This is a genomic window from Kribbella sp. NBC_00382 (assembly GCF_036067295.1).
GTDB lineage: Bacteria > Actinomycetota > Actinomycetes > Propionibacteriales > Kribbellaceae > Kribbella.
Map to the genome: position 1 here is coordinate 6,455,565 of NZ_CP107954.1, position 24,744 is coordinate 6,480,308.

General features: G+C 67.9%; 20 protein-coding genes. 11 read left to right on the top strand and 9 right to left on the bottom strand.

What is annotated here, in order from left to right; translation table 11 throughout:
- Positions 1-6: 6 nt before the first annotated feature.
- Genes OHA70_RS30725 through OHA70_RS30735 form a run of 3 tightly spaced genes read right to left on the bottom strand, consistent with a single transcriptional unit; the run spans position 7 to position 6,027 of the window.
- Entirely contained in the window at positions 7-1,221 is a 1,215-nt protein-coding gene (locus tag OHA70_RS30725) for an SWIM zinc finger family protein (RefSeq protein WP_328323442.1), read from the bottom strand.
- Positions 1,218-4,127 (bottom strand): DEAD/DEAH box helicase, encoded by a 2,910-nt coding sequence (locus OHA70_RS30730; RefSeq protein ID WP_328323444.1) that lies wholly within the window; start codon positions 4,125-4,127, stop codon positions 1,218-1,220. The genes OHA70_RS30725 and OHA70_RS30730 overlap by 4 nt, the downstream gene beginning before the upstream one ends.
- Positions 4,128-4,152: 25 nt before the next feature.
- Positions 4,153-6,027 (bottom strand): ABC transporter ATP-binding protein, encoded by a 1,875-nt coding sequence (locus OHA70_RS30735; RefSeq protein WP_328335240.1) that lies wholly within the window; start codon positions 6,025-6,027, stop codon positions 4,153-4,155.
- Between the two features lie 237 nt (positions 6,028-6,264).
- On the opposite strand from OHA70_RS30735, the gene OHA70_RS30740 reads away from it, so the two are divergent.
- The 3 genes from OHA70_RS30740 to OHA70_RS30750 are packed head-to-tail and all read left to right on the top strand — an operon-like array spanning position 6,265 to position 10,678.
- Positions 6,265-6,867 carry a TetR/AcrR family transcriptional regulator gene (locus tag OHA70_RS30740; protein ID WP_328323446.1) on the top strand — a complete coding sequence of 201 codons (603 nt, stop codon included), beginning with the start codon at positions 6,265-6,267 and terminating at the stop codon, positions 6,865-6,867.
- Entirely contained in the window at positions 6,867-8,600 is a 1,734-nt protein-coding gene (locus tag OHA70_RS30745; RefSeq protein WP_328323448.1) for an ABC transporter ATP-binding protein, read from the top strand. The genes OHA70_RS30740 and OHA70_RS30745 overlap by 1 nt, the downstream gene beginning before the upstream one ends.
- Positions 8,597-10,678: an ABC transporter ATP-binding protein gene (locus OHA70_RS30750; RefSeq protein ID WP_328323450.1), complete on the top strand. Its 2,082-nt coding sequence runs from the start codon at positions 8,597-8,599 to the stop codon at positions 10,676-10,678. The genes OHA70_RS30745 and OHA70_RS30750 overlap by 4 nt, the downstream gene beginning before the upstream one ends.
- A 63-nt stretch (positions 10,679-10,741) precedes the next feature.
- Here the strand turns inward: OHA70_RS30750 and OHA70_RS30755 are convergent, their stop codons facing one another.
- Genes OHA70_RS30755 through OHA70_RS30765 form a run of 3 tightly spaced genes read right to left on the bottom strand, consistent with a single transcriptional unit; the run spans position 10,742 to position 14,342 of the window.
- Entirely contained in the window at positions 10,742-11,941 is a 1,200-nt protein-coding gene (locus OHA70_RS30755; RefSeq protein ID WP_328323452.1) for a M20 metallopeptidase family protein, read from the bottom strand.
- On the bottom strand, positions 11,938-12,864 hold the full coding sequence (locus OHA70_RS30760) for a 5'-3' exonuclease (RefSeq protein WP_328335242.1): 927 nt from the start codon (positions 12,862-12,864) through the stop codon (positions 11,938-11,940). The genes OHA70_RS30755 and OHA70_RS30760 overlap by 4 nt, the downstream gene beginning before the upstream one ends.
- A 53-nt stretch (positions 12,865-12,917) precedes the next feature.
- Entirely contained in the window at positions 12,918-14,342 is a 1,425-nt protein-coding gene (locus OHA70_RS30765; protein ID WP_328323454.1) for an aminopeptidase P family protein, read from the bottom strand.
- A 182-nt stretch (positions 14,343-14,524) separates the two neighbouring features.
- Here OHA70_RS30765 and OHA70_RS30770 point away from each other — a divergent pair, with 182 nt between their 5' ends.
- Complete coding sequence (locus OHA70_RS30770) at positions 14,525-14,965, top strand: Lrp/AsnC family transcriptional regulator (protein WP_328323457.1); 441 nt, start codon at positions 14,525-14,527, stop codon at positions 14,963-14,965.
- A 12-nt stretch (positions 14,966-14,977) separates the two neighbouring features.
- Here the strand turns inward: OHA70_RS30770 and OHA70_RS30775 are convergent, their stop codons facing one another.
- Positions 14,978-15,607 carry a class I SAM-dependent DNA methyltransferase gene (locus tag OHA70_RS30775; protein ID WP_328323459.1) on the bottom strand — a complete coding sequence of 210 codons (630 nt, stop codon included), beginning with the start codon at positions 15,605-15,607 and terminating at the stop codon, positions 14,978-14,980.
- A gap of 29 nt (positions 15,608-15,636) precedes the next feature.
- Positions 15,637-15,966, bottom strand: a complete 330-nt coding sequence (locus OHA70_RS30780; protein ID WP_328323461.1) for a DUF4288 domain-containing protein — start codon at positions 15,964-15,966, stop codon at positions 15,637-15,639.
- Between the two features lie 141 nt (positions 15,967-16,107).
- On the opposite strand from OHA70_RS30780, the gene OHA70_RS30785 reads away from it, so the two are divergent.
- Together OHA70_RS30785 and OHA70_RS30790 are read left to right on the top strand one after the other, a co-directional pair.
- Positions 16,108-16,668: an RNA polymerase sigma factor gene (locus tag OHA70_RS30785; protein WP_328323463.1), complete on the top strand. Its 561-nt coding sequence runs from the start codon at positions 16,108-16,110 to the stop codon at positions 16,666-16,668.
- Positions 16,665-17,438: a hypothetical protein gene (locus tag OHA70_RS30790; RefSeq protein ID WP_328323465.1), complete on the top strand. Its 774-nt coding sequence runs from the start codon at positions 16,665-16,667 to the stop codon at positions 17,436-17,438. Before OHA70_RS30785 ends, OHA70_RS30790 begins: the two co-directional genes overlap by 4 nt.
- 55 nt (positions 17,439-17,493) lie before the next feature.
- Here OHA70_RS30790 and OHA70_RS30795 read toward each other — a convergent pair whose 3' ends face one another.
- Positions 17,494-18,963, bottom strand: coding sequence for a KamA family radical SAM protein (locus OHA70_RS30795; RefSeq protein WP_328323467.1), 1,470 nt, complete (start codon positions 18,961-18,963; stop codon positions 17,494-17,496).
- Between the two features lie 144 nt (positions 18,964-19,107).
- Here OHA70_RS30795 and OHA70_RS30800 point away from each other — a divergent pair, with 144 nt between their 5' ends.
- From OHA70_RS30800 to OHA70_RS30820, 5 genes are read left to right on the top strand one after another with little or no spacing between them, the layout of a single operon-like run.
- A complete protein-coding gene (locus tag OHA70_RS30800; RefSeq protein ID WP_328323469.1) occupies positions 19,108-20,184 on the top strand; it encodes an L-erythro-3,5-diaminohexanoate dehydrogenase in 1,077 nt (358 codons plus the stop codon).
- 3 nt (positions 20,185-20,187) lie between these two features.
- Complete coding sequence (locus OHA70_RS30805; protein WP_328323471.1) at positions 20,188-21,789, top strand: amidohydrolase; 1,602 nt, start codon at positions 20,188-20,190, stop codon at positions 21,787-21,789.
- Positions 21,777-23,354, top strand: a complete 1,578-nt coding sequence (locus OHA70_RS30810; protein ID WP_328323473.1) for a lysine 5,6-aminomutase subunit alpha — start codon at positions 21,777-21,779, stop codon at positions 23,352-23,354. Before OHA70_RS30805 ends, OHA70_RS30810 begins: the two co-directional genes overlap by 13 nt.
- Positions 23,351-24,109, top strand: a complete 759-nt coding sequence (locus OHA70_RS30815; protein ID WP_328323475.1) for an OAM dimerization domain-containing protein — start codon at positions 23,351-23,353, stop codon at positions 24,107-24,109. Before OHA70_RS30810 ends, OHA70_RS30815 begins: the two co-directional genes overlap by 4 nt.
- Positions 24,106-24,495 (top strand): hotdog domain-containing protein, encoded by a 390-nt coding sequence (locus OHA70_RS30820; protein WP_328323477.1) that lies wholly within the window; start codon positions 24,106-24,108, stop codon positions 24,493-24,495. The genes OHA70_RS30815 and OHA70_RS30820 overlap by 4 nt, the downstream gene beginning before the upstream one ends.
- The last annotated feature ends 249 nt before the right edge of the window (positions 24,496-24,744 follow it).

Genomic DNA, 24,744 nt, shown 5'->3' on the forward strand with positions numbered 1-24,744 from the left:
GCAGGCCTACCAGTTGTCCGGGGTCGCCAGCGCGATGGTGGGGTCGCGGTCGGGTGGGCCGGCGGGGTGCCATTCGTCGTCGACGAGTCGGTACGGGTGCCAGCGGCCGCTGCGGTCGAGGCGGGTCTGGCAGCGGATGGCGCCGGAGGTGGTGAGGTGGTTGTGGTCTGCGGTGATCGCGAGGTCGTCGTCGGCGGCCGCGAGCAACTCGGTGCGGGCGCGGGCCAGGTCACCTGGGTCAGGCGACCAACGGTGTTCCAGGACATCGAGGCCGGCGGCGCCACCGTACGACCAGGCCTGTACGCCGAGGGTGAGGGCGGCCGGCCGGTTCCATGCGATGGCGAGGCGTTCCCGGAGTACGGGGTAGTCGGTGGCGAGGCGGACGCTGTCCTGCCACTCGTCGAGGATCCACGGATCGGGGGCGCCTGACAGGAGTGCGTTGAGTTGGGCGCGAGCTCGTCGGGCGGCATCGAGGACCAGCAGGGGCAAGGTGGCCGGCTCGAGGTCGGCGAGTGGTTGGGTCCCGCTGACCGCCAGGTCTTCGATCGCGATCTTGGGCGGCAGGATCGGCGGGTCGGGGAGTTGGCCGACGGGCGTGGTGGCGGCGACTGCCGGAACGCCGTCCGCCTCGGCGGGGGCCTCCACGAGCGGCGTCGACGATCGGCGCTGCAGTTCGTCCAGCAGAGACTCGCGGGAGCGGCCGCGGAGCAGAAGCAGGACGAAGGGGTCTTCGTCGAGGAGCCAGGCGGCCTGGTAGGAGAGGCCGGCGGCGTGCAGGCAGGGGAGTTCCCAGCTGTCGCAGGTGCAGCTCGGGTCGAGGTCGCCGATGCCAGGCAGCAGCGGCACACCGGCGTCGGCAGCGGCATCGACCAGGTCGTGCGGCATCTCGCCGTCGAGCAAGGCCGCGATGTGGCCGGCCCGGGCCGCTAGCTGGTCGAGGAAGCGGGTCCACTCGGCATCGTCGAGGCGATCGACCTGGACGACGGCTTCGTAGGTGTCGTCAGGCGCGTAGACAGTGGCCGCGAGTCGTCCGGGGCTGATCGTGATCGTGCCGACCTGCCCGGTGTTCGCAGTACGGCGGCCCTTCCGGAGCTGGCCTTGATCGAGCGAGGTGTCCTCGAGCGCCTGCACCCAGGCGCGTCCCCACCACGACCTCCCGCGCGTACTACGCCCCGCCTGCGCCGGGAACGCCGGGAATCCGCGTGCCTCCTCGCCGTTCATCGGGCGGCTCGCAGCTCGACCAGGTCGGCGAGTTCGGAGTCGGTGAGCTCAGTCAGGGCGGCCTCCCCAGCCGTCAGTACCGCGTCGGCGAGCGCGCGCTTGCTCTTCAGCATCGCGGCGATCCGGTCCTCGATGGTGCCTTCGGCAATCAATCGGTGCACCTGCACCGGCCGGGTCTGACCGATCCGGTACGCCCGGTCGGTCGCCTGGTCCTCGACGGCGGGGTTCCACCAGCGGTCGTAGTGCACGACGTGATCGGCCCGGGTGAGGTTGAGCCCGGTGCCCGCTGCCTTGAGGGACAGCAGGAACACGGGTACTTCGCCTGCCTGGAAGCGCTCGACCATCTCCTCGCGCTTGCGGACCGGAGTGCCGCCGTGGAGCAACTGGGTGGCGATGCCGCGGTCGGCCAGGTGGCGTTCGAGCAGCCGTGCCATGGCGACGTACTGGGTGAAGACGAGCACGGCGCCTTCCTCGGCGATGATCGTGTCGAGCAGTTCGTCGAGCAGTTCGAGCTTGCCGGAGCGGCCGGTGAGGCGGGCGTCGTCGCCTTCCTTGAGGTACTGCACCGGGTGGTTGCAGATCTGTTTGAGCCCGGTGAGCAGCTTCACGATCAGGCCGCGCCGGGCCATCTGGTCGCTGGCCGCGACGGCGTCGAGCAGTTCGCGGACGGTGGCTTCGTAGAGCACGACCTGTTCGCGGGTGAGCGAGACGGGTTGATCGGTCTCGGTCTTCGGTGGGAGCTCGGGCGCGATGCCGGGGTCGGACTTGCGGCGTCGGAGCAGGAACGGTTTGACGAGTTTTGCGAGTCGCTCGGCGACTGCCTCGTCCTTGTCGGCCTCGATGGGCTGCGCCCACTGGGTGCGGAAGACGCTGAGGCGGCCGAGTAGTCCAGGGGTGGTCCAGTCGAGGATCGCCCAGAGTTCGGAGAGGTTGTTCTCCACTGGAGTGCCGGTCAAGGCGACGCGGGCGCGAGCCGGGACTGTGCGGAGGGCTTTCGCAGTACCGGAGGTTGGGTTCTTGACGTGCTGGGCTTCGTCGGCGACGAGCAGTGCCCAGCGGTGTCCGGCCAGTCGGGCGGCGTCGCGGCGGAGAGTCCCGTACGTCGTGAGTACGAACCCTTCGTCGGCGCCCTCGAGTGAGCGGCCGGAGCCATGGAAGCGTAGTACCGGTGTGCCCGGCGCGAACCGCTGGACCTCGCGCTCCCAGTTGCCGAGGAGCGAGGCGGGGCAGACGACGAGGGTGGGGCCGGCGGTGTCGGGGGTGAGCTGGCGGTGGAGGTGCAAGGAGATCAGCATGATCGTCTTGCCGAGACCCATGTCGTCGGCGAGGCAGCCGCCGAGGCCGAGGTCGGTCATCCGGGCGAGCCAGCGGAGTCCGCGCAGCTGGTAGTCGCGCAAGGTCGCTTGGAGCGCGGCGGGCGGCTCGATCGGGTCCTGGGAGCGCTCGGGGTCGGCGATCTTGGCGCGGAGCTCGTCGAGCCAGCGGGTCGGAGTGATGGGGATCTGCTTGCCGTCGACCTCGGTGGTGCCGGTGAGCGCGGCGCTCAGGGCGTCGATCGCGGTGACGGGTTTGAGGATGCGTTCGCGCGCCTTGCGGGCGAGCTCGGGGTCGACGAGCATCCACTGGTCGCGGAGGCGAACCACTGGGCGGGTGGCTTCCGCGAGCTGGTCGAGCTCGGCCTCGGTCAGGGGGTCGTTGCCGAGAGCAACTTGCCAGCTGAAGTCGAGCGTGCTGTCGCCGCCGAAGAAGCTGGGCATGTCGGACGGCGGACCGTCTTGGGAGGTGATCGCGGCGCGAGCAGTCAGCTCACGACCGAGGCTGCGCGGCCAGTGCAACTCGATGCCGGCGGCCGCCAACCGGTGCGCGCCGGTCGCCAGCAGCCCGGCAACTTCTTCGTCCGCCAGCTCCAGCCGATCCGGTACTACGGAGTCGAGCAGCCGGGCCAATGGCGACCAAACGCGCGAGGCTCGCCGGATCGCGAGCGTGGCGTCGATGCGGGCTCGCGGGCCGAAGCCGCTCACATCCTCCGCCCAGACGTCGGCGGCGTCTCGTACCAGCGTCGGATCCTTCAAGCTGTGCAGCTGAACCACAGCGCGGAACCCGAGCGACTCCGGCAACTCGATCCGCAGCGAGATCCGCACCCCGGTATCCAGCCCCGCCGACACCTCATCCGCCCAGCCCCGCAACCGCGAAGCCTGCTGCGGCTGCTTGGCCGCGAACAGAGTCGTCCCATGAGCCATCACCGCACCCGGCGACCGAGGCATGCCGTCCGCAACAGCATCGATGAACTGCCGAACGAGATCCTCACCAACCGGCACCCGCAATTGCGCTGCAACTGCGGAACGCCGGGCGGCATCCTTCGGCGCAGGAGGAGGGGAGGTGGAGGCCCGCCCCGGCTGGCCGGTGGGTTGGTGAGGCGGCTGGTCGATGCCTGCTGGCGGCTCTGGGGTGTAGGGGAGCGGGAGGCAGCGGGCTTCGAAGGGGATGGCTTCGGCGAGTTTGAGGATTCGGTCTACGTCGGTGGGGTCGAGTGGGCCTGCTCGCCAGGCGTCGTGGCCGGCGGGGGAGACGCCGGGGAGGAGGCGGCCTCGGGCGACGAGTTGGAGGGCGATCAGGGAGACGGCACCCCAGAAGGCTGACGCGGGATGTGCGCCGGGGGTGCTGCGGATGCGGCCGAGGACCGGGACCGCGCGGTCGATCGGTAGTTCGATCGCTCGGGTCGTCTGGGTGACGAGGGCGTCGCCGTCCTTCACCACCAGTTCGTGGGTTGTCTGCTCACCGACACCGAGCGGCAAGTCGCCTCCTGAGGGATCCCAGAAGGCGACATGACTGTCGCGCGGTGGATCGGCCGGGACGAACACCGCTGCCAAACCGGCCAGCGCCCCCGCGTGCACATACCCTGCCAAGCCGCTCTCCTTGTTGGTAGATGGATCAGATCACGCCGGCTGGAACATCCCCGGCCTGCTCGAACTGTGTCCGGTGCAGTTCCTCGTACCGCCCAGCAGCGGCGAGCAACTCGCTGTGCGTGCCTTGCTCAACGATCTGTCCGGCCTCGATCACCAGAATCTGATCGGCCGCCCGGATGGTCGAGAGCCGGTGCGCGATCACCACCGCCGTCCGACCGTCGAGCGCCTCAGCCAAAGCGGCCTGTACTGCGGCCTCCGACGTCGAGTCCAGTGCCGCCGTCGCCTCGTCAAGGATCACGACCCGCGGCTGCGCAAGCAGCAAGCGCGCGATCGTCAGCCGTTGCCGCTCACCGCCGGAGAACCGGTAGCCCCGCTCGCCGACGACCGTCTCCAGCTGGTCGGGCAACGAGTGGATCAAGTCATAGAGCCGGGCCCGTCGCAACGCCTCCCACAAGTCGTCCTCGGACGCCTCGGGATGGGCGAGCAGCAGGTTCTCCCGGAGTGTGTCGTGGAACAGGTGCCCGTCCTGCGTCACCATCCCGAGCGTGTCCCGCAAGGATTCCGCCGTCAGATCGCGCACGTCCACTCCACCGAGCTTCACCGATCCCGAGTCCACGTCGTACAAGCGGGGAATCAGCTGCGCGATCGTCGACTTGCCCGCGCCGGAGGACCCGACCAGCGCGACCATCTGGCCCGGCTCGGCCCGGAACGAGATCTCGTGCAGTACTTCCTCGCCGCCGCGCGTGTCGAGCTTCGCCACCTCTTCCAACGATGCCAGCGACACCTTGTCCGCCGACGGATACGCGAACCGCACCTTGGAGAACTCGACCGACACCGGTCCGGCCGGCACGACACCCGCATCCGGCTTGTCCTTGATCAGCGGCTCCAGGTCGAGTACTTCGAAGACCCGGTCGAAGCTGACCAGCGCGGTCATCACCTCGAGCCGCGCGCTCGCCAGCGCCGTCAAGGGGGAGTAGAGCCGGGTGAGCAGCAGAGCCATCGCCACCACGTCACCCGCATCGAGCTGATTGCGCAGGGCATAGAACCCGCCCAGCCCGTAGACGACCGCCAACGCGAGCGCCGACACCAGCGTCAACGAGGTCACGAACACCCACTGCACCATCGCGGTCCGGACACCGATGTCGCGCACCCGCCGCGCCCGTACTGCGAACTCGTGCGACTCACGGACCGGCCGGCCGAACAGCTTCACCAAGGTCGCGCCCGGCGCCGAGAACCGCTCGGTCATCTGGGTACTCATGGTCGCGTTGTAGTCGGCCGCCTCGCGTTGCAGGCCGGCCAGCCGGGCCCCGATCCGGCGCGCCGGAATGACGAAGACCGGCAGGATGACGAGCGCGAGCAACGTGATCTGCCACGAGACTCCGAGCATCACGACCAGCGTCAGCACCAGGGTGACCAGGTTGCTGACCACTCCCGACAGCGTGTCGCTGAAGGCGCGCTGGGCCCCGATCACGTCGTTGTTGAGCCGCGACACCAAGGCGCCCGTCCGGGTCCGGGTGAAGAAGGCGATCGGCATCTTCTGGATGTGGTCGAAGACGGCCGTGCGCAGGTCGAGGATCAGCCCTTCACCGATCCCGGCCGACAACCACCGGGTCAGCAGCCCGACGCCGGCCTCGGCGACCGCGATCAAGGCAATCAGGATCGCTAGGCGAAGTACCAGACTGAACTCCTTGCCCTGGACGATCGCGTTCACGACCTTGCCGGCGAGCACCGGAGTGGCCACCGCCAGGATCGCCGCGCCGATGCTCAGCACCAGGAACAGGATCAGCTGGCGCCGGTGCGGGCGGGCGAAGGCGAGGATCCGCCGCAGCGTCACCTTCGAGAACGGCCGCTTCTCGTCCTGGGCGTGCATGGCGTGGTACATCGAGTTCCACGCGGTCATTTCCATACTCACGGTGTGGCTCCGGTGTCGAGGACTTGAGAAGGACGATGATCCACCTGACCACCGACAATTCCGAACCGTAGAACCTCAACATTGCTGGAGGTCAAGCTCTCCGCCCCTGTAGATCTGGTATGCCGTACGAAAACTACTGGCGTGAGTCTAACCAGCCGCCACAAGGCGTCGACACCGAATTTAATAAGCTTGTGAGTGAGTACTCACTCAGTTAGTCTCGGCCGGGTGAGTCCACGTGCAACCCCGTTGCCCCCCGACGAGCGCCGCGCAGCGCTCGTCCGGGCGACCATGCCCTTGCTGGAGAAGTACGGCGTCGACGTGAGCACCCGGCAGATCGCCGAGGCGGCCGGCGTCGCGGAGGGCACGATCTTCCGCGCCTTCGGCAGCAAGGATGCCCTGATCGACGCCACCTTCAAGACCGCGTTCGACGTCGAGCCGTTCCTCGAGGACCTGACCAAGGTCGACCGGCTGCTGCCGCTGCGGGAGCGGATGATCGCCGCCGTCGAGATCGCCCAGGGCCGGCTGAACAAGGTCTTCAAGCTGTTCATGGCGATGCGGATGCACCAGCGGCCGGACTGGAGGGGCGCGCCCGAGGAGCGGGACAAGGCCCGGGCCGACGCCGTGCGCGCCGACCAGGCCTTCGCCGACATCCTGCAGCCGGACGCCGCCGAGCTGCGGCTGACGCCGGAGGAGGTCGTCCACCGGCTGCGGCTGATGACGTTCGCCGCCACCCACCCACTGATTTCGGACGGTCGGACCCTGACCGCCGAGGAGATCGTCGACTTCGCGCTCGACGGTGTCCGCACACACGAACCCGGGGATCGCTGATGTTACTTCGCCTGTTGCGTACGCACTTACGTCCGTACGCCGGCAACCTGTCCATGGTGGTCGTCCTGCAGCTGATCGGGACGATCGCCTCTCTCTACCTGCCCAGCCTCAACGGCAAGATCATCGACAACGGCGTCGCCACCGGCAACACCGGCTACATCGTCCGCAACGGCGGCTGGATGCTCGGCATCAGCCTGGTCCAGATCGTCTGCACCGTGGCGGCGGTCTACTTCGGCGCGAAGACGGCCGCCCTGTTCGGCCGGGACGTGCGGGCAGCGGTGTTCCACCGGGTCGGCGAGTTCTCGGCCCGCGAGGTCAACCAGTTCGGCGCGCCGACGCTGATCTCCCGCAGTACGAACGACGTCACCCAGGTACAGATGCTGGTCGTGACGACCTGCACGATGCTGGTCGCGGCGCCGATCACGATGATCGGCGGCATCTTCATGGCGGTCCGCGAGGATGCCGGACTGTCCTGGCTGGTGGCCGTCGCGGTGCCGTTGCTGGCGGCTTCGATCGGCCTGATCGCCAGCCGGATGGTGCCGCAGTTCCGCAAGATGCAGGTCAACATCGACGCGGTCAACCGGGTGCTGCGCGAGCAGATCACCGGTATCCGGGTGGTCCGGGCCTTCGTCCGCGAGCCGCACGAGACCGAGCGGTTCGGCGAGGCGAACACCAACGTCACCAACACCGCCATCTCGGCCGGCCGGCTGATGGCACTGGTCTTCCCGGTCGTGATGCTGATCCTGAACCTGTCCACCGTCGCCGTGCTCTGGTTCGGCGCCTCCCGGGTGGAGAGCGGCGCGATGCAGGTCGGCGAGCTGACCGCGTTCATCAGCTACCTGATCCAGATCCTGTTCTCGGTGATGATGGCGACCTTCGTGCTGATCATGGTGCCGCGCGCCGCGGTCTGCGCGGACCGGATCAGCGAAGTACTGGACACCGAGTCCTCGGTCCGGCCGCCGGTCACCCCGATCACGAAGTTCGCCGGCGTCGGCGAGCTCGTCTTCGATCACGCCACCTTCGAGTACCCGGGCGCTGCCGAGCCGGTACTACGAGATGTCACCTTCACCGCATCGCCCGGCCAGACAACGGCCATCATCGGCAGCACCGGTGCCGGCAAGACCACCCTGTTGTCGCTGGTCCCACGGCTGTTCGACACCACCGACGGGCGAGTGCTCGTCGACGGCATCGACGTACGGGACATGGCCCCCGACTCCCTGTGGGAGCGGATCGGCCTGGTGCCGCAACGGCCGTACCTGTTCTCCGGAACCGTGGCGAGCAACCTGCGCTACGGCAATCCCGAAGCGACCGACGAGGAGCTCTGGGAGGCACTGGAGATTGCCCAGGGCAAGGACTTCGTCGAGTCCATGGCCCTCGGCCTCGAGGCGCCGATCGCCCAGGGTGGGACGAACGTGTCCGGTGGTCAGCGGCAGCGGCTGGCGATCGCGCGGGCACTGGTTCGCAAGCCCGAGATCTATCTGTTCGACGACTCGTTCTCCGCGCTCGACCTGTCCACCGACGCCCGGCTGCGAGCCGCGCTGAGACCGGTCACCGCCGACGCCTGCGTGGTGATCGTCGCGCAGCGGGTGTCCACGATCATCGACGCCGACCAGATCATCGTGGTCGAGGACGGCGCGATCGTCGGCAAGGGCAGCCATGACGAACTACTCGAGACCTGTCCGACGTACGTCGAGATCGTGGAGTCCCAGCGGTCCGCGGAGGAAGCAGCATGACCGACCAGAAGGTAGTGGAGACTCCCGGCGAGGACCAGCCGGCCGAGACGGTCAAGGCGACCGAGCGTCCGACCAGCGGCCGCGCGTTCGGCCCGCCCGGTGGCATCCCCGGCGACAAGTCGATGAACTTCGTTCCGTCCGCCAAGCGACTGCTCCGTCGGTTGCGGCCGCACCGGCTGCAGGTGGGCGGGGTGATCCTGCTCGCGATCGCCAGCGTCGGGTTGTCGGTGATCGGCCCGAAGATCCTCGGCCGCGCCACCGACATCATCTTCGCCGGCGCGATCGGCAAGGTGCTGCCGAAGGAGCTGAGCAAGCAGCAGCTGATCGACCAGCTCCGGGCTTCCGGCGACAACCGGAAGGCCGACCTGCTCAGCGGGATCGACCTGATCCCCGGCGTCGGCATCGACTTCGATGCCCTGCGCAACGTGTTGATGCTGGTACTGGCCCTGTACCTCGGGTCGTTCTTCCTGTCCTGGATGCAGGGCTACATCCTCAACGGTGTGGTCCAGCGGACCGTGTTCGAGCTGCGCTCCGAGGTGGAGGACAAGCTCAACCGGCTGCCGCTGAGCTACTTCGACGGAGCGCCGCGCGGTGAGCTGCTCAGCCGGGTCACCAACGACATCGACAACATCTCGACCAGCCTGCAGCAGACGCTGAGCCAGTTGCTCACCTCGCTGCTGACGGTGATCGGCGTGGTCACGCTGATGTTCGTGATCTCGCCGGTACTGGCGCTGATCGCACTCGTCACGATCCCGATCTCGATGATCCTGACAGCTGCGATCGCGAAACGCTCGCAGACCCGGTTCGTCGCGCAATGGCGGCATACCGGTGCGCTGAACGGCCAGATCGAGGAGGCCTTCACCGGCCACGAGCTGGTCAAGGTGTTCGGCCGGCAGAAGGAGATCGAGGCCAGCTTCAAGCAGAAGAACGACGAGCTGTACCAGGCGTCGTTCGGGGCGCAGTTCATCTCCGGTCTGATCATGCCGTCGATGATGTTCATCGGGAACCTGAACTACGTGGTGATCGCGGTGCTCGGCGGTCTTCGGGTCGCCAACGGCTCGATGTCGCTGGGTGACGTCCAGGCGTTCATCCAGTACTCCCGGCAGTTCACCCAGCCGCTCACCCAGGTGGCGTCGATGGCGAACCTGCTGCAGTCCGGGGTGGCGTCGGCCGAGCGGGTGTTCGAGGTACTGGACGCCGTGGAGCAGGTGCCGGACGACAAGGTGCCGGCCAAGCTGAACGACTCGCACGGGCGGGTCGAGTTCGAGCACGTGTCGTTCTCGTACTCCGCGGACAAGCCGCTGATCACCGACCTGAGCCTGGTCGCCGAACCGGGCCAGACGGTCGCGATCGTCGGCCCGACCGGGGCCGGCAAGACCACGCTGGTCAACCTGATCATGCGGTTCTACGAGCTGAACGGCGGCCGGATCACGCTCGACGGCGTCGACATCACCGAGCTGACCCGGCACGACCTGCGCCGGCGGATCGGGATGGTGCTGCAGGACACCTGGCTGTTCGGCGGCACGATCCGGGACAACATCCTGTACGGCAACCTGACCGCGACCGAGGAGGACATGCTCGCCGCCGCCAAGGCGACGTACGTGGACCGCTTCGTGCACAGCCTGCCGGACGGCTACGACACGGTCATCGACGAGGAAGGCAGCAACGTCAGCGCCGGTGAGAAGCAGCTGCTCACCATCGCCCGGGCCTTCCTGTCCGACCCGCAACTGCTCATCCTCGACGAGGCCACCAGCTCGGTCGACACCCGCACGGAGGTCCTGGTCCAGCGCGCCATGGCCGCCCTGCGCTCCGACCGCACCAGCTTCGTCATCGCCCACCGGCTCTCCACGATCCGGGACGCGGACCTGATCCTGGTGATGGAGAACGGCTCCATCGTCGAGCAAGGCAACCACCAGCAACTCCTCGCCGTCGACGGCGCCTACGCCCGCCTCTACAACGCCCAGTTCAGCGGCGCGGTCGCCAACATCGACGAGGAACTGGCCGCAGTAGCAGCAGCCCCCGCCGTCCCCGCAGGCCCATCCCGCTGGGGCGAAGACGAAGAAGACCTCACTCCCTAGGCCATGGACACCAACGGAGGGGCCTCTCAAAGAAGAGAGGTCCCTCCGTTGGTGTTTACAGGCCTACAGCCCGCGGGCGAGGCGGCGTACTGCTAGTTCGGCCAGGAGGGCAGCGGCGTCGGGGAGGACGGAGTCGTCGAAGTCGGCCAAGGGGGAGTGGTTGTCGGCGGCCGACTCCGGGTCGGCGGCGGCGCAGGCGCTGAGGTTGACGTAGGCGCCGGGGACCTCGTTGAGGACGAAGGACATGTCTTCGGCACCGCACTCGGCGTGGGCGCGTTCGCGGAAGCGGTCGTTGCCGAACAGGTCGACGATCGCCTGGCGGGCGAAGACGTACTCCGCGGCGTCGTTGACCGTGACCGGATAGCCGACCCGGTAGTCGGCCTCGACGGTCAGGCCGTGCGCGGCGGCGATGTGCTCGACCACCCGGACGCTCGACTCCTGGACCTTCGCCTGCGCCTCGACCGAGAAGCTGCGGATGGTGGCGTCGAAGAAGGCGTCATCGGGAATGATGTTCTCCTTCGTGCCGCCGGCGATCTTGCCGACCGTCAGCACGATCGGGTCGAAGACGTCGAACTGCCGCGTCACCATCGTCTGCAGCGCGCCGACGATCTCGCACAGGACCGGGATCGGGTCCTTGCCGCGATACGGCTCCGAGCCGTGGGCGCCGGCGCCGACCACGCGCACACTCAGTTGATCGGCCGCCGCCATCAGGGGTCCCGCCTTGCTGTTCCACACGCCGAGCGGGTCACCCGCGGACTGGACGTGCAGGCAGTACGCCGAATCGACGCGTCGCCCGGCGGCCTCCAGCAGGCCTTCGCGGATCATGATCGGCGCCCCACCCGTGGTCTCCTCACCCGGCTGGAACATGAAGACGACGTCGCCCGCCAACTCGGAGCGCAGCTCATGCAGGATCTTCACCGCGCCGACCAGACCGGCGACATGCAGATCGTGGCCGCAGGCATGCATGAGCCCGACATGGGTCGACTTGAACGGCACGTCCACGCGCTCGGTCACGGGCAGCGCGTCCATGTCGCCACGCAGCAACACGACAGGGCCCGGGCCGGCGCCACCTCGTAGTACGGCGGTGACCGAGGACAACTCCTTGCCCAGCGTGATCTCCAGGTCGAGGCCCTCGAGCGCCTGCAGGATCAGGCCCTGCGTCTTGGGAAGATCCAGGTCGTACTCCGGTACCTGGTGCAAGGCGCGACGCAGATCGATGATGCTCTCGCCGTACTTCCCGGCAAGCTCGAGCGTGCGACTCATGCGGTTCCCTTCGGGCCGAGGTTGAGTGCGGACATCACGCGTTGGGCGCTGCCGCCGAGTTCGAGCAGTTCGACCAGGTCGAGCCACTTCTCCGGGTCGTGCACCTGCGTCGGCATCGCCGCGTCGAAGGTACCGACCGGTGCGTCCTTGGCGACCGCGACGACCTTCGGCGCGACGTCGAGGTAGTCGCTGGAGTCGAGGATCTTGCGCTTGACCGACGGCGACATCGGCGTACCCGGGTCGGCCGCGGCCTTGCGGATGGAGTCGAGGTCGCCGTACGCCGTGATCAGCGAGGCGGCCGTCTTGTCACCGACGCCCTTGACGCCGGGCAGCCCGTCCGACGCGTCACCACGGAGGGTGGCGTAATCGGCGTACCGGTTGGCGGGGATCTCGTACTTCGCGAGTAGCGCCTTCTCGTCGTACACGTCCGCGCGGCCTACCCCCTTGGCGGCGGTGTAGATGATCCGGATGCCGCGCGAGTCGTCGATCAGCTGGAAGAGGTCGCGGTCGCCGGTGACCACGTCGACCGGCATCGTCGACTGGTGCGACAGCGTCCCGATCACGTCGTCGGCCTCGTGGTCGGCCGCCCCGACGATGGCGATGCCGAGCGCTTCGAGGCAGGCGCGGATGTACGGCACCTGCACCTCGAGCCGGTCCGGTACGTCCTCGACCTGCTCACCGCCGGTGGCGACGAACTCGACCCGCTGCGCCTTGTACGACGGGATCAGCGCCACCCGCCAGGACGGCCGCCAGTTGTCGTCCCAGCAGGCGACGATATGCGTCGGCCGATGGTTCTCCACCAGCCGCGCGATGAAGTCGAGCAGCCCACGGACCGCGTTCGTCGGCGTCCCGTCGGCGGCTTTCATCGTGTCGGGAACGCCGAAGAAGGCGCGGAAATAGAGCGACGCGGTGTCCAGCAACATCAACCTGTCAGCCATGGCGTGATGCTTTCACATCATCCGCCGACATCCGCGAATCAGTCTGTCAGGGCAGCCATCCAGGACTCCACTTCGGTGGAGGTGCGGGGGAGGGTGGCTGACAGGTTCACGTGGCCGGTGGGGGTGACGAGGAGGTCGTCTTCGATCCGGACGCCGATGCCGCGGAACTCCGCCGGTACGGTCAGGTCGTCCTGTTGGAAGTACAGGCCTGGTTCGACGGTCAGCACCATGCCGGGTTCGAGTTCGCAGTCGACGTAGGTCGCGGTTCTGGCCTGGGCGCAGTCGTGGACGTCGAGTCCGAGCATGTGGCCGGTGCCGGCCATGGTGAAACGCCGTTGAAGGCCGAGCTCGTAGACACGGTCGGCGGGGCCGTCCAGGAATCCCCAGTCGACCAAGTGGGCGGCCAGGACACGCTGGGCCGCCTCGTGGAAGTCGCGGTAGCGGGCACCAGGTCCGACCGCGGCCATTCCGGCCTCCTGCGCCTCGTGGACAGCGTCGTAGATGTCGCGCTGCAAGGGTGAGAAGCGGCCGCTGATCGGGAGCGTCCTGGTGACGTCGGCGGTGTACAGGTCGTTGGTCTCGACGCCGGCGTCGAGGAGCAGAAGTTCGCCCGGCCGGACCGGGCCGTCGTTGCGGACCCAGTGCATGATCGTCGCGTGCGGACCGGCCGCGCAGATCGTGCCGTAGCCGACTCCGTTGCCTTCCAGCCGGGCCCGGCGGTTGAACGTTCCTTCGATCCAGCGTTCCGAGGTGGCGATCGCGGTGGTCAGATCGCGGGCGGCGTCCTCGAATCCGCGGGTTGTCGCGGTGCAGGCGAACCGGAGTTGCTCGATCTCCCACGGATCCTTGATCAGCCGGAGCTCGGCGAGGAACTCGCCCAGCTCCGTGTCTCGGTCGGGGTCGGTGCCCAGTCGCTGATCCAGCGCCGCGTCGTGTCCCTGGTGCAACCGGGTCGGGACCGATGAGGTGGTGAGGTCGTCGACAAGGTTGCCGATATCGCGGCACGGCAGGCCGAGCAGCTGTTCGGCTTCCTCCAGGGCGTGTCGACGGCCGACCCACAACTCGCCGGTGGCGGCGTTGAGCCAGAACTCTCCGTTCTCACGGCTCGACCGCGGCAACAGGTACGCGACCGGCTCGTGTCCACCTTCCGGCATCGGGTTGAGAACCAGGGCGGCATCAGGCGTCTGATCGCCGGTCAGGTGGGTGTAGGCGCTTGACGGGCGGAAGGCATAGAGGTCGTCGTTCGACCTGATCTTCAAGGTGCCGGCCGGGATCACGAGCCGCTCGCCGGGGAACCTCGCGGACAGGGCGTCGCGGCGGGCCGCGGCGTACGGCGCCTGGGCTTCCGGAGCGAGATCGAGTTGCTGGGAGTCGGCCCATCCGGTCCGCATCAGCGCGGCGAGTTCATCCGTCACTCCGTCGTACAACCCCTTGCGACGGCCTGTCGGCCTCCGATAGCTCATGCCCACCCCATTCATCATTCGACCTGACAGTCGTTCACTGTAACGAACGGATCGAGGCTTGTCAGGCCTGAAGCGTTCAGCACGATGAACATCTGATCAGTTCCTGGCAGGCGCAAGCTTGATCCCTGTCCACGGCCGGCGATCAAATGCTGGGGAACGGTTTCTCAGAGTAAGGTCTGCGCATGGAGGACCTGGATCGGAAGATCGTTGAGTTGCTCGCGTCGGACGGGCGGATGAGCTTTACCGACCTGGGGAAGGCGACCGGGCTGTCGACGTCGGCGGTGCACCAGCGGGTCAAGCGGCTGGAGCAGCGGGGGATCATCCTGGGGTATGCGGCAACCATCGACCACACCGCGCTCGACCTGCCGTTGACCGCGCTGATCTCGATCCGGCCGATCGATCCGTCCCAGCCGGACGACTCGCCGGAGCGGCTGCGGGAGGTACCGGAGATCGAGTCCTGCTACTCGGTGGCCGGCGACTCCAGCTACATCCTGATCGTCCGGGTTGCGACGCCGTACGCGCTGGAGCAATTGCTGGCCGTGATCCGCGCCCGTGCCAACGTCTCCACCACGACGACCATCGTGCTCAGTACGCCGTACGAGCGCCGCCCACCCGCGCTCTAGTCCTTCTGCGCTCTAGTCCTTCTGGGCGAACAGCGACAGATACGACCGACCCGGCTTGGTCCCCGGCTCGACCAGCTCCGCGGTGATCGTGAAACCCGCGGCCCGGACCAGGTCGACGATCCGGTCCGGCGGCTGGATGAACGACTCGTACGAGACCGGCACACCGCCGTAACCCTTCGACCCCTGGATGCGGTCCTCGTCGCCCGCATGGCTGCCGATCAACAGCCGTCCACCCGGCGCGAGCACGCGATGGAAGCCTGCGAATACACCAGGCAGCTCATCCGGCGGCAGGTGGTGGATCGAGTACCACGCGATCAGCCCGGCCAGCGAGCCGTCGGCCAGCTCGAGGGACGTCATCGAGCCGACCTCGAACACCAGCTCCGGGTACGCCGCGCGCGCGATCTCCACCATCCGCGGCGCCAGGTCGATGCCCCGGATCTCCACTCCGAGCGACGCCAGGTGACTCGAGATATGCCCCGGCCCGCACCCGATCTCGGCGACCGGCCCGTCCACCAGCTCCGCGAACGCCCCGAGCACCGCCCGCATCATCGGGTTGCCCTCCAGCAGACCGGACACGAATTCGGTGTAGTTCTCGGCGACAGCGTCGTACGACGCCCTGGTGGCGGCAAGGTGGTCGGTCACGCCCAGGAGGCTAGCGGTCGGCGGGGCCTTCAGTCGTCCGTACTCCGCTGGTGTTCGGTGCCGGTGTCGAAGAAGGTGTCGAGGTACTTCTCCGGGGCGAGCGTGCTGCTGCGGATCAGGGAGTAGACCTCGGTCCCTTGGAGGATCTGGTTGACGTCGTCGCCGAGGTAGAAGCATTGCGCCAGGCCGAGGTAGGCCCAGTCGGTGTCCTCGATGTAGTCGAGCGCCTCGTTCTCCGCCAAGGCGATCGCCGCATCGAAGTCGTCCGCGCGCCAGAGCGTGATCCGCTCCTCGTACGGCGAGTCGTCCGCCCTGATGCCGTTCAGTTGGAAGATGCAGCGAACGCTGTACCACCCCATCGAACCCACCCCCATTCCCCTGTCCGACGACCCTAGCGCCTCCGGACCATTCCCTGCCGGGGATTCACGACTGACCCGCGCGGCGGCGATAGTTGATCCTCGGCGCGACACACTCCACACCGTGCCGGACAGGTACGGGGCATGACGAATCGTTCACGCGGTCCCGATCGAGAGGCCCGGTTCACCGCGCTCTATCACGCGACCTACGCGGATCTGATCCGCTTCGCCCGCCGCCGGGCGCATCCCACCCACGCCGACGACATCGTCGCAGAGGCCTTCCTGGTCGCGTGGCGTCGCCTGGACGACGTACCGGCCGGTCCGCTGGATGCCCGAGCGTGGCTGTTCGGGATCGCCCGGCACACGATGCTGAACGCCCGCCGCGGGGACGAACGCCAGCAGGCACTCGCCGTCCGGCTCGCCGAGACGACCGCCGCCCCACCAGGCATCGACGCCGATCTCGTGGCAGCACAGCTCGACCTCAAGACAGCCTGGAACCAGCTGTCGGCCGTCCACCAGGAGGCGCTCGCGCTTGCTGCTCTGGAGGACCTGGCCGCGCCTCAGGCGGCAGTGGTCCTCGGTATCTCACCGGTCGCTTTCCGGCTACGTCTCAGCCGCGCCCGCCGTGCCTTGCGCCTGCAGCTCGGCCACCTCCCGCGAACAGCTCCCGCTCCCGCGGGCATCCCCGAAGGGCAGATCTCATGACCCGCATCGACGAACTGGCCGTCCTGAAGACGCTCGACCCGGCGGAAGGTGACGTCGACCTGTACTGCCCGCGCGCCATCGCAGACCTCGAACGCATCCTCGCGACAGACCCGGCGGTGTCGACGACGCAGCCGTGGAAGAGTCGGCGCAAGCGCGTCGCGTTGGGCATCGGTCTGGTCGCCGCCGCGACGACCGCCGCCTTCGTCCTACCGTCGCTGTTCGGTGGCGACCAGGCGATCGCCAACTGGACCGCCGAACCCGCAGCGCTGTCGGCGGACGGCACCGCGAAGGCCGCGGCGACCTGCCGCACCAAGATGGGAGCCGCTGACCCGAGCTTCCGCAACGGGCTGTCGACCGCGACCGTCGCGATCTCGGAGCGGCGTGGGCCCTGGTCCATGGTCGTGCTGACCAATCGGGCCGGCCTGAACGTCCTGTGCATCGATGACCGGCGGGAACCAGGGACGCGGTGGTTCATGGGTTCCATCGGCTCGGGTACCGAGCGCCCTGGTCGGCGCGGACTCGAGGTGATCAACTTCGGGACGGCCACTTTGGACGGGAGAGCCTTGTCCGTCGCAGTCGGACTCGCCGGAAGCGACGTCACCGGGGTTTCCTATTCCAGCCCGACCCACGGCAAGGTGAAGGGGACGGTGACCAGCGGACAGTTCGCGCTCTGGTTGCCGGGTAAGGACATGGAGAACGCCGGTGACGTCGGTGTAGCGCTGCAGGTGACGTACCGGGACGGCGGTACGGCCACCGTGAAGGTGCCCTGAGGTACCTCTTCCGCTGGTGTCGTCATCCCCTGTCGGACGACACCAGCGGACAGGCTCAGTTGATCTGGATGAGCTTCTGGGCTTCGGCGGCGTCGCGGGAGGCTGCGGCCTGCTTCTCGGCTTGGGCGAGGGAGTCGCCCGCGTGCTGCTTCCACCAGTTCTGGCCCTCGACGGGGAGGGTGTCGATCGGGTCGTAGTACTCGTAGGTGCGGTTCAACGCCTCCGGGTCCTGCTGCTCGATACCGGTGCGGTAGTTCTTCTTCCAGTACGAGATGCCGCGGACCTCGTCGTACTCCGACAACTGGTGCACCCAGCGCTTACCGACGTACGGGACGTCGCAGACGATGCGCGGGGTGGCGAAGCCGGGGAGGTAGCCGAGGATGCCGTGCTGCAGGTGCTGGGCGTCCTTGACGGAGACCCGCCAGTGCTCGGAGAACGGGATCATGTCGCACATGTAGAAGTAGTACGGCGTGATGGTCGCACCGTCGAGGAGCGCGAAGCACAGGTCGAGCAGCTGCGGCACGGAGTCGTTGACGCCGCGCATCAGCACGCCCTGGTTGCGCACGTCGCGCAGACCGGCCTCGAACATCGCCTTCGTTGCCTCGGCCACCAGCGGCGTCACCGACTGGGCGGCGTTCACGTGAGTGTGCATAGCGATCATCACGCCGCGCTTGCGGCCGAGCTGGGCGACCCGCTCGACCCCGGCCCGGACGTCGTCCGACAGCCAGTGCTGCGGCATCCCCATCAACGCCTTGGTGGCGAGCCGGATGTCGCGGATGTTCTCGATCTCCAGCAGGCTGGTCAGGAACGACTCGAGCCGCGGCCAGGGCATGTTCGCCACGTCGCCGCCCGACACAACGACGTCGCGGACGCCGGGGGAGCGGCGCAGGTAGTCGAGCATGTCGTCCAGCCGCTGCTGCGGCTTGATGGTGAACTTCAGCTTGTCGATCACCGGGGTCGAGTTCCCGACCAGGTCCATCCGCGTGCAGTGGCCGCAGTACTGCGGGCACGTCGGCAGGATCTCCGCCAGAACCTTGGTCGGGTACCGGTGGGTCAACCCCTCCGTGGCCCACATCTCGTGCTCATGCAGTGAGTCCCTGGTCGCGTGCGGGTGGGACGGCCAGTCAGCGCGGCGGTCGCTGAACATCGGCAGCATGTAGCGGCGAACCGGATCGGCGTAGAACGCCTCTGTGTAGTCATGCCCGGCAGCCGCGCCGGTGGGAACGATCGTGTTGAGCATCTGCGGCGGCAGCAGCATCGACATCGTCGCGCGCTCGGCCTGGTCGCGGCTCAGGTCCTCGTAGGCGCGCTCCTCGAGCAGATCGCCCATCACGTCACGCAACTGCTTGACGTTCTTCACGCAGTGCGAGCGCTGCCACTGGACCGAGCGCCACTCCTCGGCGGTCGTGTCCTTGAACCCCGGCATGCGGGTCCAGTCGGGCTCGACGAGGTCGGCCCGGCGGTACACGTACGGCTGCTCGTTGAAGGCGGCAGCCGTAAGCTCCGGGCTGATCAGATCGGTCACGAGTCCTCCTGGGGGCTCTACGAGGGTGTCGGTCTCATGTGAGGATAGCGATAGAATCTACGGTAGATGCAATAGAAGACCGCAAGATTTCCCTTGTGTTGCCACCAGACTAGTATTTTGCCCGTCGTCACCCAAGGAGTTCCCGTGCCCGACAGCACAGGTTCGCCGGTCGGACTGCATCGTGTGATCGCACCCGCCGGCGTGTTACCGCAGGCCGCCCAGCAGCTGGACGCCCGTCCCGAGCTGTGGCCGGACGAGGTGCGGATCTCGGTCGAGCGGCTGAATCTCGACGCCGCGTCGTACCGGCAGCTGGCCGAGGCGCACGACGGTGACGGCGAGGCGGTCAAACAGTCCGTACTCCGGATCGTCGCCGCGCGCGGCAAGATGCAGAACCCGGTCACCGGCTCGGGCGGGATGCTCGTCGGTACTGTCGACGAGGTCGGCCCGGAATCGCCGCTAGGTGTAGCTAAGGGTGACCGGGTCGCAACCCTGGTGTCGCTGACGCTGACGCCGTTGCAGATCACCGATGGTCTGGCCGACTGGGATGGTCGGAGCGAGCAGGTGCCGGCCAAGGGGCACGCGATTCTGTTCGCCCGATCGATCGTGGCGAAGCTGCCGGACGACCTCGTGCCTGAGCTCTCGCTGGCCGTGATGGACGTCTGCGGGGCGCCCGCGCTGACCGCTCGCGTGGTGCGCTCCTATGTCGACAAAGGCATAAAGCCTGTCGTGTCAGTAATTGGCGGCGCAGGGAAATCCGGGTCGCTCTCGCTGGCCGCGGCGCGCGATGCCGGTGCGGCCCGGACGATCGGGATCGTGCCGTTCCAGGCCGAGGCCGACAAGCTGGACAAGGCGGGCCTGGCGGACGCCGTGGCGCTGGCTGACGCCCGTGATCCGGTGGCGCTGTCGAGTGCGGTCGCCGCCGCCCTGGAGGAGGTCGGGGGAGCCGGCGCCGGGGGAGCCGATATCACCGTCGTCTGCGTCGACGTACCGGGTTGTGAGCATGGCGCTGTCTTGTCCACCAAGGCCGGTGGCACTGTCATCTTCTTCTCGATGGCGACCTCGTTCTCCGCGGCCGCGCTCGGCGCTGAAGGGCTCGCGGCGGACGTGTCGATGCTTGTCGGCAACGGCTACGTGCCGGGCCATGCGGAGTACGCGTTGAAGTTGTTGCGGAACGAGCCGGGAGTCCGTGGTCTGTTCGAGAGCAGGCTGGCGGAGGATTAGTCCGTGCGCACACTTCTCACGAACGGTTCCGTCTACTCACCCGCCGATCCCCACGCGACCGCGATCGCCTTCGACGACGGTGTTGTCACCTGGTTGGGTGATGACGTCAGCGCGGCCTCCTACGCGAACGGGGCGGACGAGGTCATCGACCTGCAGGGCAAACTCGTCGCGCCCGCGTTCGTCGACGCGCACGTCCATACCGCCCAGACCGGCGCGCTGCTGACCGGCCTCGACCTCGCCGGTACTACGAACCTCACCGAAGCACTCGACCGCCTCGCCACCTTCGCCGCCGGCCTCGGCCCGGATGCCGTGATCGACGGTTCCGGCTGGGACGAGACGAAGTGGCCCGAGCACCGCCCGCCGACCTCGGAGGAACTGGACCGGGCGGCAGGCGGCCGTCGCGTTTACCTCTCGCGCGTCGACGGCCACTCCGGCGTCATCTCCTCCTCCTTGGCCGCGGCCGTACCGAACCTGCAGAGCCAGGCCGGGTACGACGCGACCGGCCGGGTCGAACGCGACGCCCACCACGACGTCCGCGATGCCCTCAGCGAACTGGTCGGTCCAGAGCAACGCCTCGCCGACTCTCGCGCGGCAGTGAAGGCGATGGCCGAGCGCGGCGTCGGCGCCTTCCACGAGATGGCCGCCCCACACATCGGTCCGCTCTGGGAGCTGCCGCTCGTCCGCCAGGCCGCCGACGAATTGGGGCTCTCGGCAACCTTGTACTGGGGTGAGCCCGGCGTCTTCGACAACGTCTCCACCTACGGCCTCGCCGGACTGGCCGGCGACCTCAACGCCGACGGCGCACTCGGCTCGCGTACGGCCGCGCTGCGAGCGCCGTACGAGGACCTGGCGGATCACCGCGGCCACGCCTACCTGACGGCCGAGCAGATCGCCGAGCACGTGATCGCCTGCACCGAGAGGAACACCCAAGCAGGCTTCCACTGCATCGGCGACCTCGCTCTCGACAACATCGCGCGTGGATTCGAACTGGCTGCCGAGAAGGTCGGTGTGCAGGCCCTCGTTGCCGCACGGCACCGGCTCGAGCACGTCGAGATGGTCGACGAGGCCGCGATCGCCACGCTCGCGCGCTGCGGCGTCGTCGCCAGCGTCCAGCCGATGTTCGACCGGTTGTGGGGCGGACCGAGCGACATGTACGCCGAACGCGTAGGCGACCGCTGGATGGGCATGAACCCGTTCGGCTCGCTGGCCCGCTCGGGCGTAGTACTGGCGTTCGGTTCGGACTCGCCGGTGACCGAGGTCGCGCCCTGGGAAGCGGTGAGGGCAGCCGCGTTCCACCACGAGCCCGGCCAGCGGATCACCGTCCGAGCCGCCTTCGCAGCCCACACGCGAGGCGGCTGGCGAGCGGCAGGCATCGACGACGCCGGCGTGCTCGCACCCGGGACGCCCGCGACGTATGCAGTCTGGGAGAGCGACGCCGACCTCGTCGTGCAGACCCCGGACGACCGGGTTGCCGCGTGGTCGACCGACCCGCGCGCCGGAGTACCGGTTCTGCCGGACTTGAGTGATGACGCACCCGTACCGAACTGCCGGCGCACCGTTGTAGGTGGTCGCGTGGTGTTTGAATCCGAAGGATGGAAAGCGTGACCCGTGCAGTGAAGAAGCTCGATCTCGACCCGGTCACCGTGCGGAAGGCACGCAGTCTCGCCCGCAAGGCCGGCCGGCCGATCGTCAACATCGCCAAGCAGCACACGACCGTCTCGGTCGAACGCGCCGTACTGCGGCTGGCGGGCCTGGCCGGAGCCGACACCGAAGGCATCCCCTGGGTGAACCGGCTCGCCGACACCGTACGAGCCGATGTCGGCCTGGAGCACGGGCTCGCGTTGCCGGTCTGGGACGCGCTGCTCAGGGGCGAAGCCGAGGATCTCAATGTCCTTGCGCAGAAGGCTGCCTCCGGGTCGATCACCTTCCGGCTGCCGGATGGACGCGACGCCGTGCGGGCCAAGGCCGCCGCACGGAAGGCGGCCGCGGCCGGGCTGAAGCAGGTCGACGGGCGACGTCGTGAGCGCGACCGGCTGATCAAGAAGCATGGCGATCCCGAGCAGCGGCCGTGGATCTACTTGATCGTTGCCACCGGCGACATCTACGAGGACATCCCACAGGCGCAGGCAGCCGCCCGAGCGGGTGCGGACATCATCGCGGTGATCCGGTCGACCGGGCAGTCGCTGCTGGACTACGTGCCGGAGGGTGCGACCCGCGAGGGCTTCGCCGGTACGTACGCCACGCAGGAGAACTTCCGGCTGATGCGGGCCGCGCTGGACGAGTCGTCGCGCGAGCTCGGCCGGTACATCCGGCTGACGAACTACGCGTCCGGGCTGTGCATGCCGGAGATCGCGACGCTGGCCGGGCTGCAGCGGCTGGACATGATGCTGAACGACTCGATGTACGGGATCCTGTTCCGCGACATCAACCCGATCCGCACCTTCGTCGACCAGCGGTTCAGCCGGCAGATCCACGCCCGCGCCGGGATCATCATCAACACCGGCGAGGACAACTACCTGACCACCGCCGACGCGGTCGACGCCGCGCACACGGTGACGGTGTCGCAGCTGCTGAACGAGTACTTCGCCAAGGAGGCAGGTCTCGAGGACTGGCAGCTCGGGCTGGGGCACGCCTTCGAGATCACTCCCGAGATCCCGGACTCGTTCCGGCTCGAGCTCGCGCACGCGATGCTCGCCCGGCAACTCTTCCCGGACGCGCCGTTGAAGTGGATGCCGCCGACCCGGCACATGACCGGCGACGTCTTCCGCGGCTACCTGCTCGACGGCTTCTTCAACCTGGTCGGCGCGATGACCGGCCAAGGCATCCTGCTCGTCGGCATGATGACCGAGGCAGTCGTCACGCCGTGGATCTCGGACCGCGACCTGGCCCTGCAGAACGTCCGCTACGTATTGGGTGCCGCAGGCAACCTTCACGAGGATTTCCATCCCGCGCCGGACGGTTTCATCGCGCAGCGGGCCCGCCAGGTACTGGGGGAGTCGGTCGATCTGCTGGAGCGGATCGTCGACGACGGCCTGCTGAACGCGATCGGTGACGGCACCTTCGGCCTGATGAAGCGCCCGCAGGACGCCGGCCGTGGTCTGGACGGCGTTGCCCGCCGTTCGAGCGAGTACTACAACCCCGCCATCGAACTGCTCGAGGAGGCACAGTGAGCATCATCCGGCCGTACGGAGACACCACCGGGGACGGGATGGTGCAGATGTCGTTCACGCTGCCGATCTCGCACGACAAGCGCGCCGAGGGCGCGGCGATCCAGCTGGCGAACAAGATGGGGATGGACCCGGCGCTCGTCGTGCACGCGAAGGCGATGGGCCCGGACTTCACCTTCTTCGTCGTGTACGGCCCGGTGAACCACCTGGTCGACACCGACAAGGTCGAGGTGATCGAGCGCGACTACCCGCTGCTCTCGCCGAAGGACGCGAACCTCGCCATCCGCAAGGGGCTGCGGCGCCGGCTGACCGTGGTGGGCGCGTGTATCGGTACCGACGCGCACACCGTCGGGATCGACGCGATCATGAACATCAAGGGATTCGCGGGGGAGAAGGGGCTGGAGTACTACCGGGAGCTGAAGGTGGTCAACCTCGGGGCCCAGGTCGCCGTACCGGAGCTGGTACGCCGCGCCAAGGCGGAGAAGGCGGACGCGATCCTGGTCTCGCAGGTCGTCACCCAACGGGAGGCGCACGTGCTCAACACCAAGGAGATGTCGGCCGCCTTTCGCGAGGCGTACGCCGAGGACGCCCGGCCCGTATTGGTTGCCGGTGGCCCCCGTTTCACCGAGGCGATGGCACCCGAGCTGGGAGTCGACCGGGTGTTCGGACGCGGTACCACTCCTGGAGAAGTGGCCAGCTATCTCGTCGATGCTCTCGTCACCCGTCGCAAGCCCGTAGCAGTTCGGAGAAGTGCATGACCAAGGCAACTATCGGTATGACCGCGACACATCGTCGGTATGTCCCGTACAGCCACGCGCACTACGCGGGCAACCTGGTCGACGGCGCGTACGTGCTCGGCCTGTTCGGCGATGTCGCGACCGAGGTCTGCATCCAGGCCGACGGAGATGAAGGACTTTTCGCTTCGTACTCGGACGTGCAGTTCCTGCAGCCGTTGCGGGCCGGCGACATTGTGGAGGTGAAGGCAACGATCTCCCGGGTCGGCAATCGCAGCCGGCAGCTGGACTTCGTCGCCACCGTCGTCTGCCGCGGCCGGACGGACCTGTCGGAGTCGGCGGCCGAAGTACTGGCCGAACCGCTTGTGATCACACGCGCAACCGGGACCGTCGTCGTACCGGTCGCGTGACGATTAGTTGCCCTGGGTAACGATTACGTGGAGTGCCGAGACGGCTCTGTAACGTGACATCGGTGGCGGCTGCTCGTTTGTCCTGTCAGGGCAGCCAAATGTGTTACAACGACTTCAAGTCAGCGCCGGAAAGGTTGACAGGGCGGCGGCGAACGAGCATCGTTTTGGGAGTCGTCACCACCCGTTATTCCAACGGTTCAACGAAGTTCGGCCACCGGATGATCCCGCGACGCTGACCAGGCCAGTGCC

What these genes read in the sequence shown, in the direction of transcription:
- OHA70_RS30735 (WP_328335240.1), bottom strand. Translation starts at nt 6,027, where the DNA reads ATGACCGCGTGGAACTCGATGTACCACGCCATGCACGCCCAGGACGAG.
- OHA70_RS30750 (WP_328323450.1), top strand. Translation starts at nt 8,597, where the DNA reads ATGACCGACCAGAAGGTAGTGGAGACTCCCGGCGAGGACCAGCCGGCC.
- OHA70_RS30725 (WP_328323442.1), bottom strand. Translation starts at nt 1,221, where the DNA reads ATGAACGGCGAGGAGGCACGCGGATTCCCGGCGTTCCCGGCGCAGGCG.
- OHA70_RS30820 (WP_328323477.1), top strand. Translation starts at nt 24,106, where the DNA reads ATGACCAAGGCAACTATCGGTATGACCGCGACACATCGTCGGTATGTC.
- OHA70_RS30810 (WP_328323473.1), top strand. Translation starts at nt 21,777, where the DNA reads ATGGAAAGCGTGACCCGTGCAGTGAAGAAGCTCGATCTCGACCCGGTC.
- OHA70_RS30780 (WP_328323461.1), bottom strand. Translation starts at nt 15,966, where the DNA reads ATGGGGTGGTACAGCGTTCGCTGCATCTTCCAACTGAACGGCATCAGG.
- OHA70_RS30760 (WP_328335242.1), bottom strand. Translation starts at nt 12,864, where the DNA reads ATGTTGCTGGACACCGCGTCGCTCTATTTCCGCGCCTTCTTCGGCGTT.
- OHA70_RS30770 (WP_328323457.1), top strand. Translation starts at nt 14,525, where the DNA reads ATGGAGGACCTGGATCGGAAGATCGTTGAGTTGCTCGCGTCGGACGGG.
- OHA70_RS30745 (WP_328323448.1), top strand. Translation starts at nt 6,867, where the DNA reads ATGTTACTTCGCCTGTTGCGTACGCACTTACGTCCGTACGCCGGCAAC.
- OHA70_RS30765 (WP_328323454.1), bottom strand. Translation starts at nt 14,342, where the DNA reads ATGAGCTATCGGAGGCCGACAGGCCGTCGCAAGGGGTTGTACGACGGA.
- OHA70_RS30790 (WP_328323465.1), top strand. Translation starts at nt 16,665, where the DNA reads ATGACCCGCATCGACGAACTGGCCGTCCTGAAGACGCTCGACCCGGCG.
- OHA70_RS30785 (WP_328323463.1), top strand. Translation starts at nt 16,108, where the DNA reads ATGACGAATCGTTCACGCGGTCCCGATCGAGAGGCCCGGTTCACCGCG.
- OHA70_RS30755 (WP_328323452.1), bottom strand. Translation starts at nt 11,941, where the DNA reads ATGAGTCGCACGCTCGAGCTTGCCGGGAAGTACGGCGAGAGCATCATC.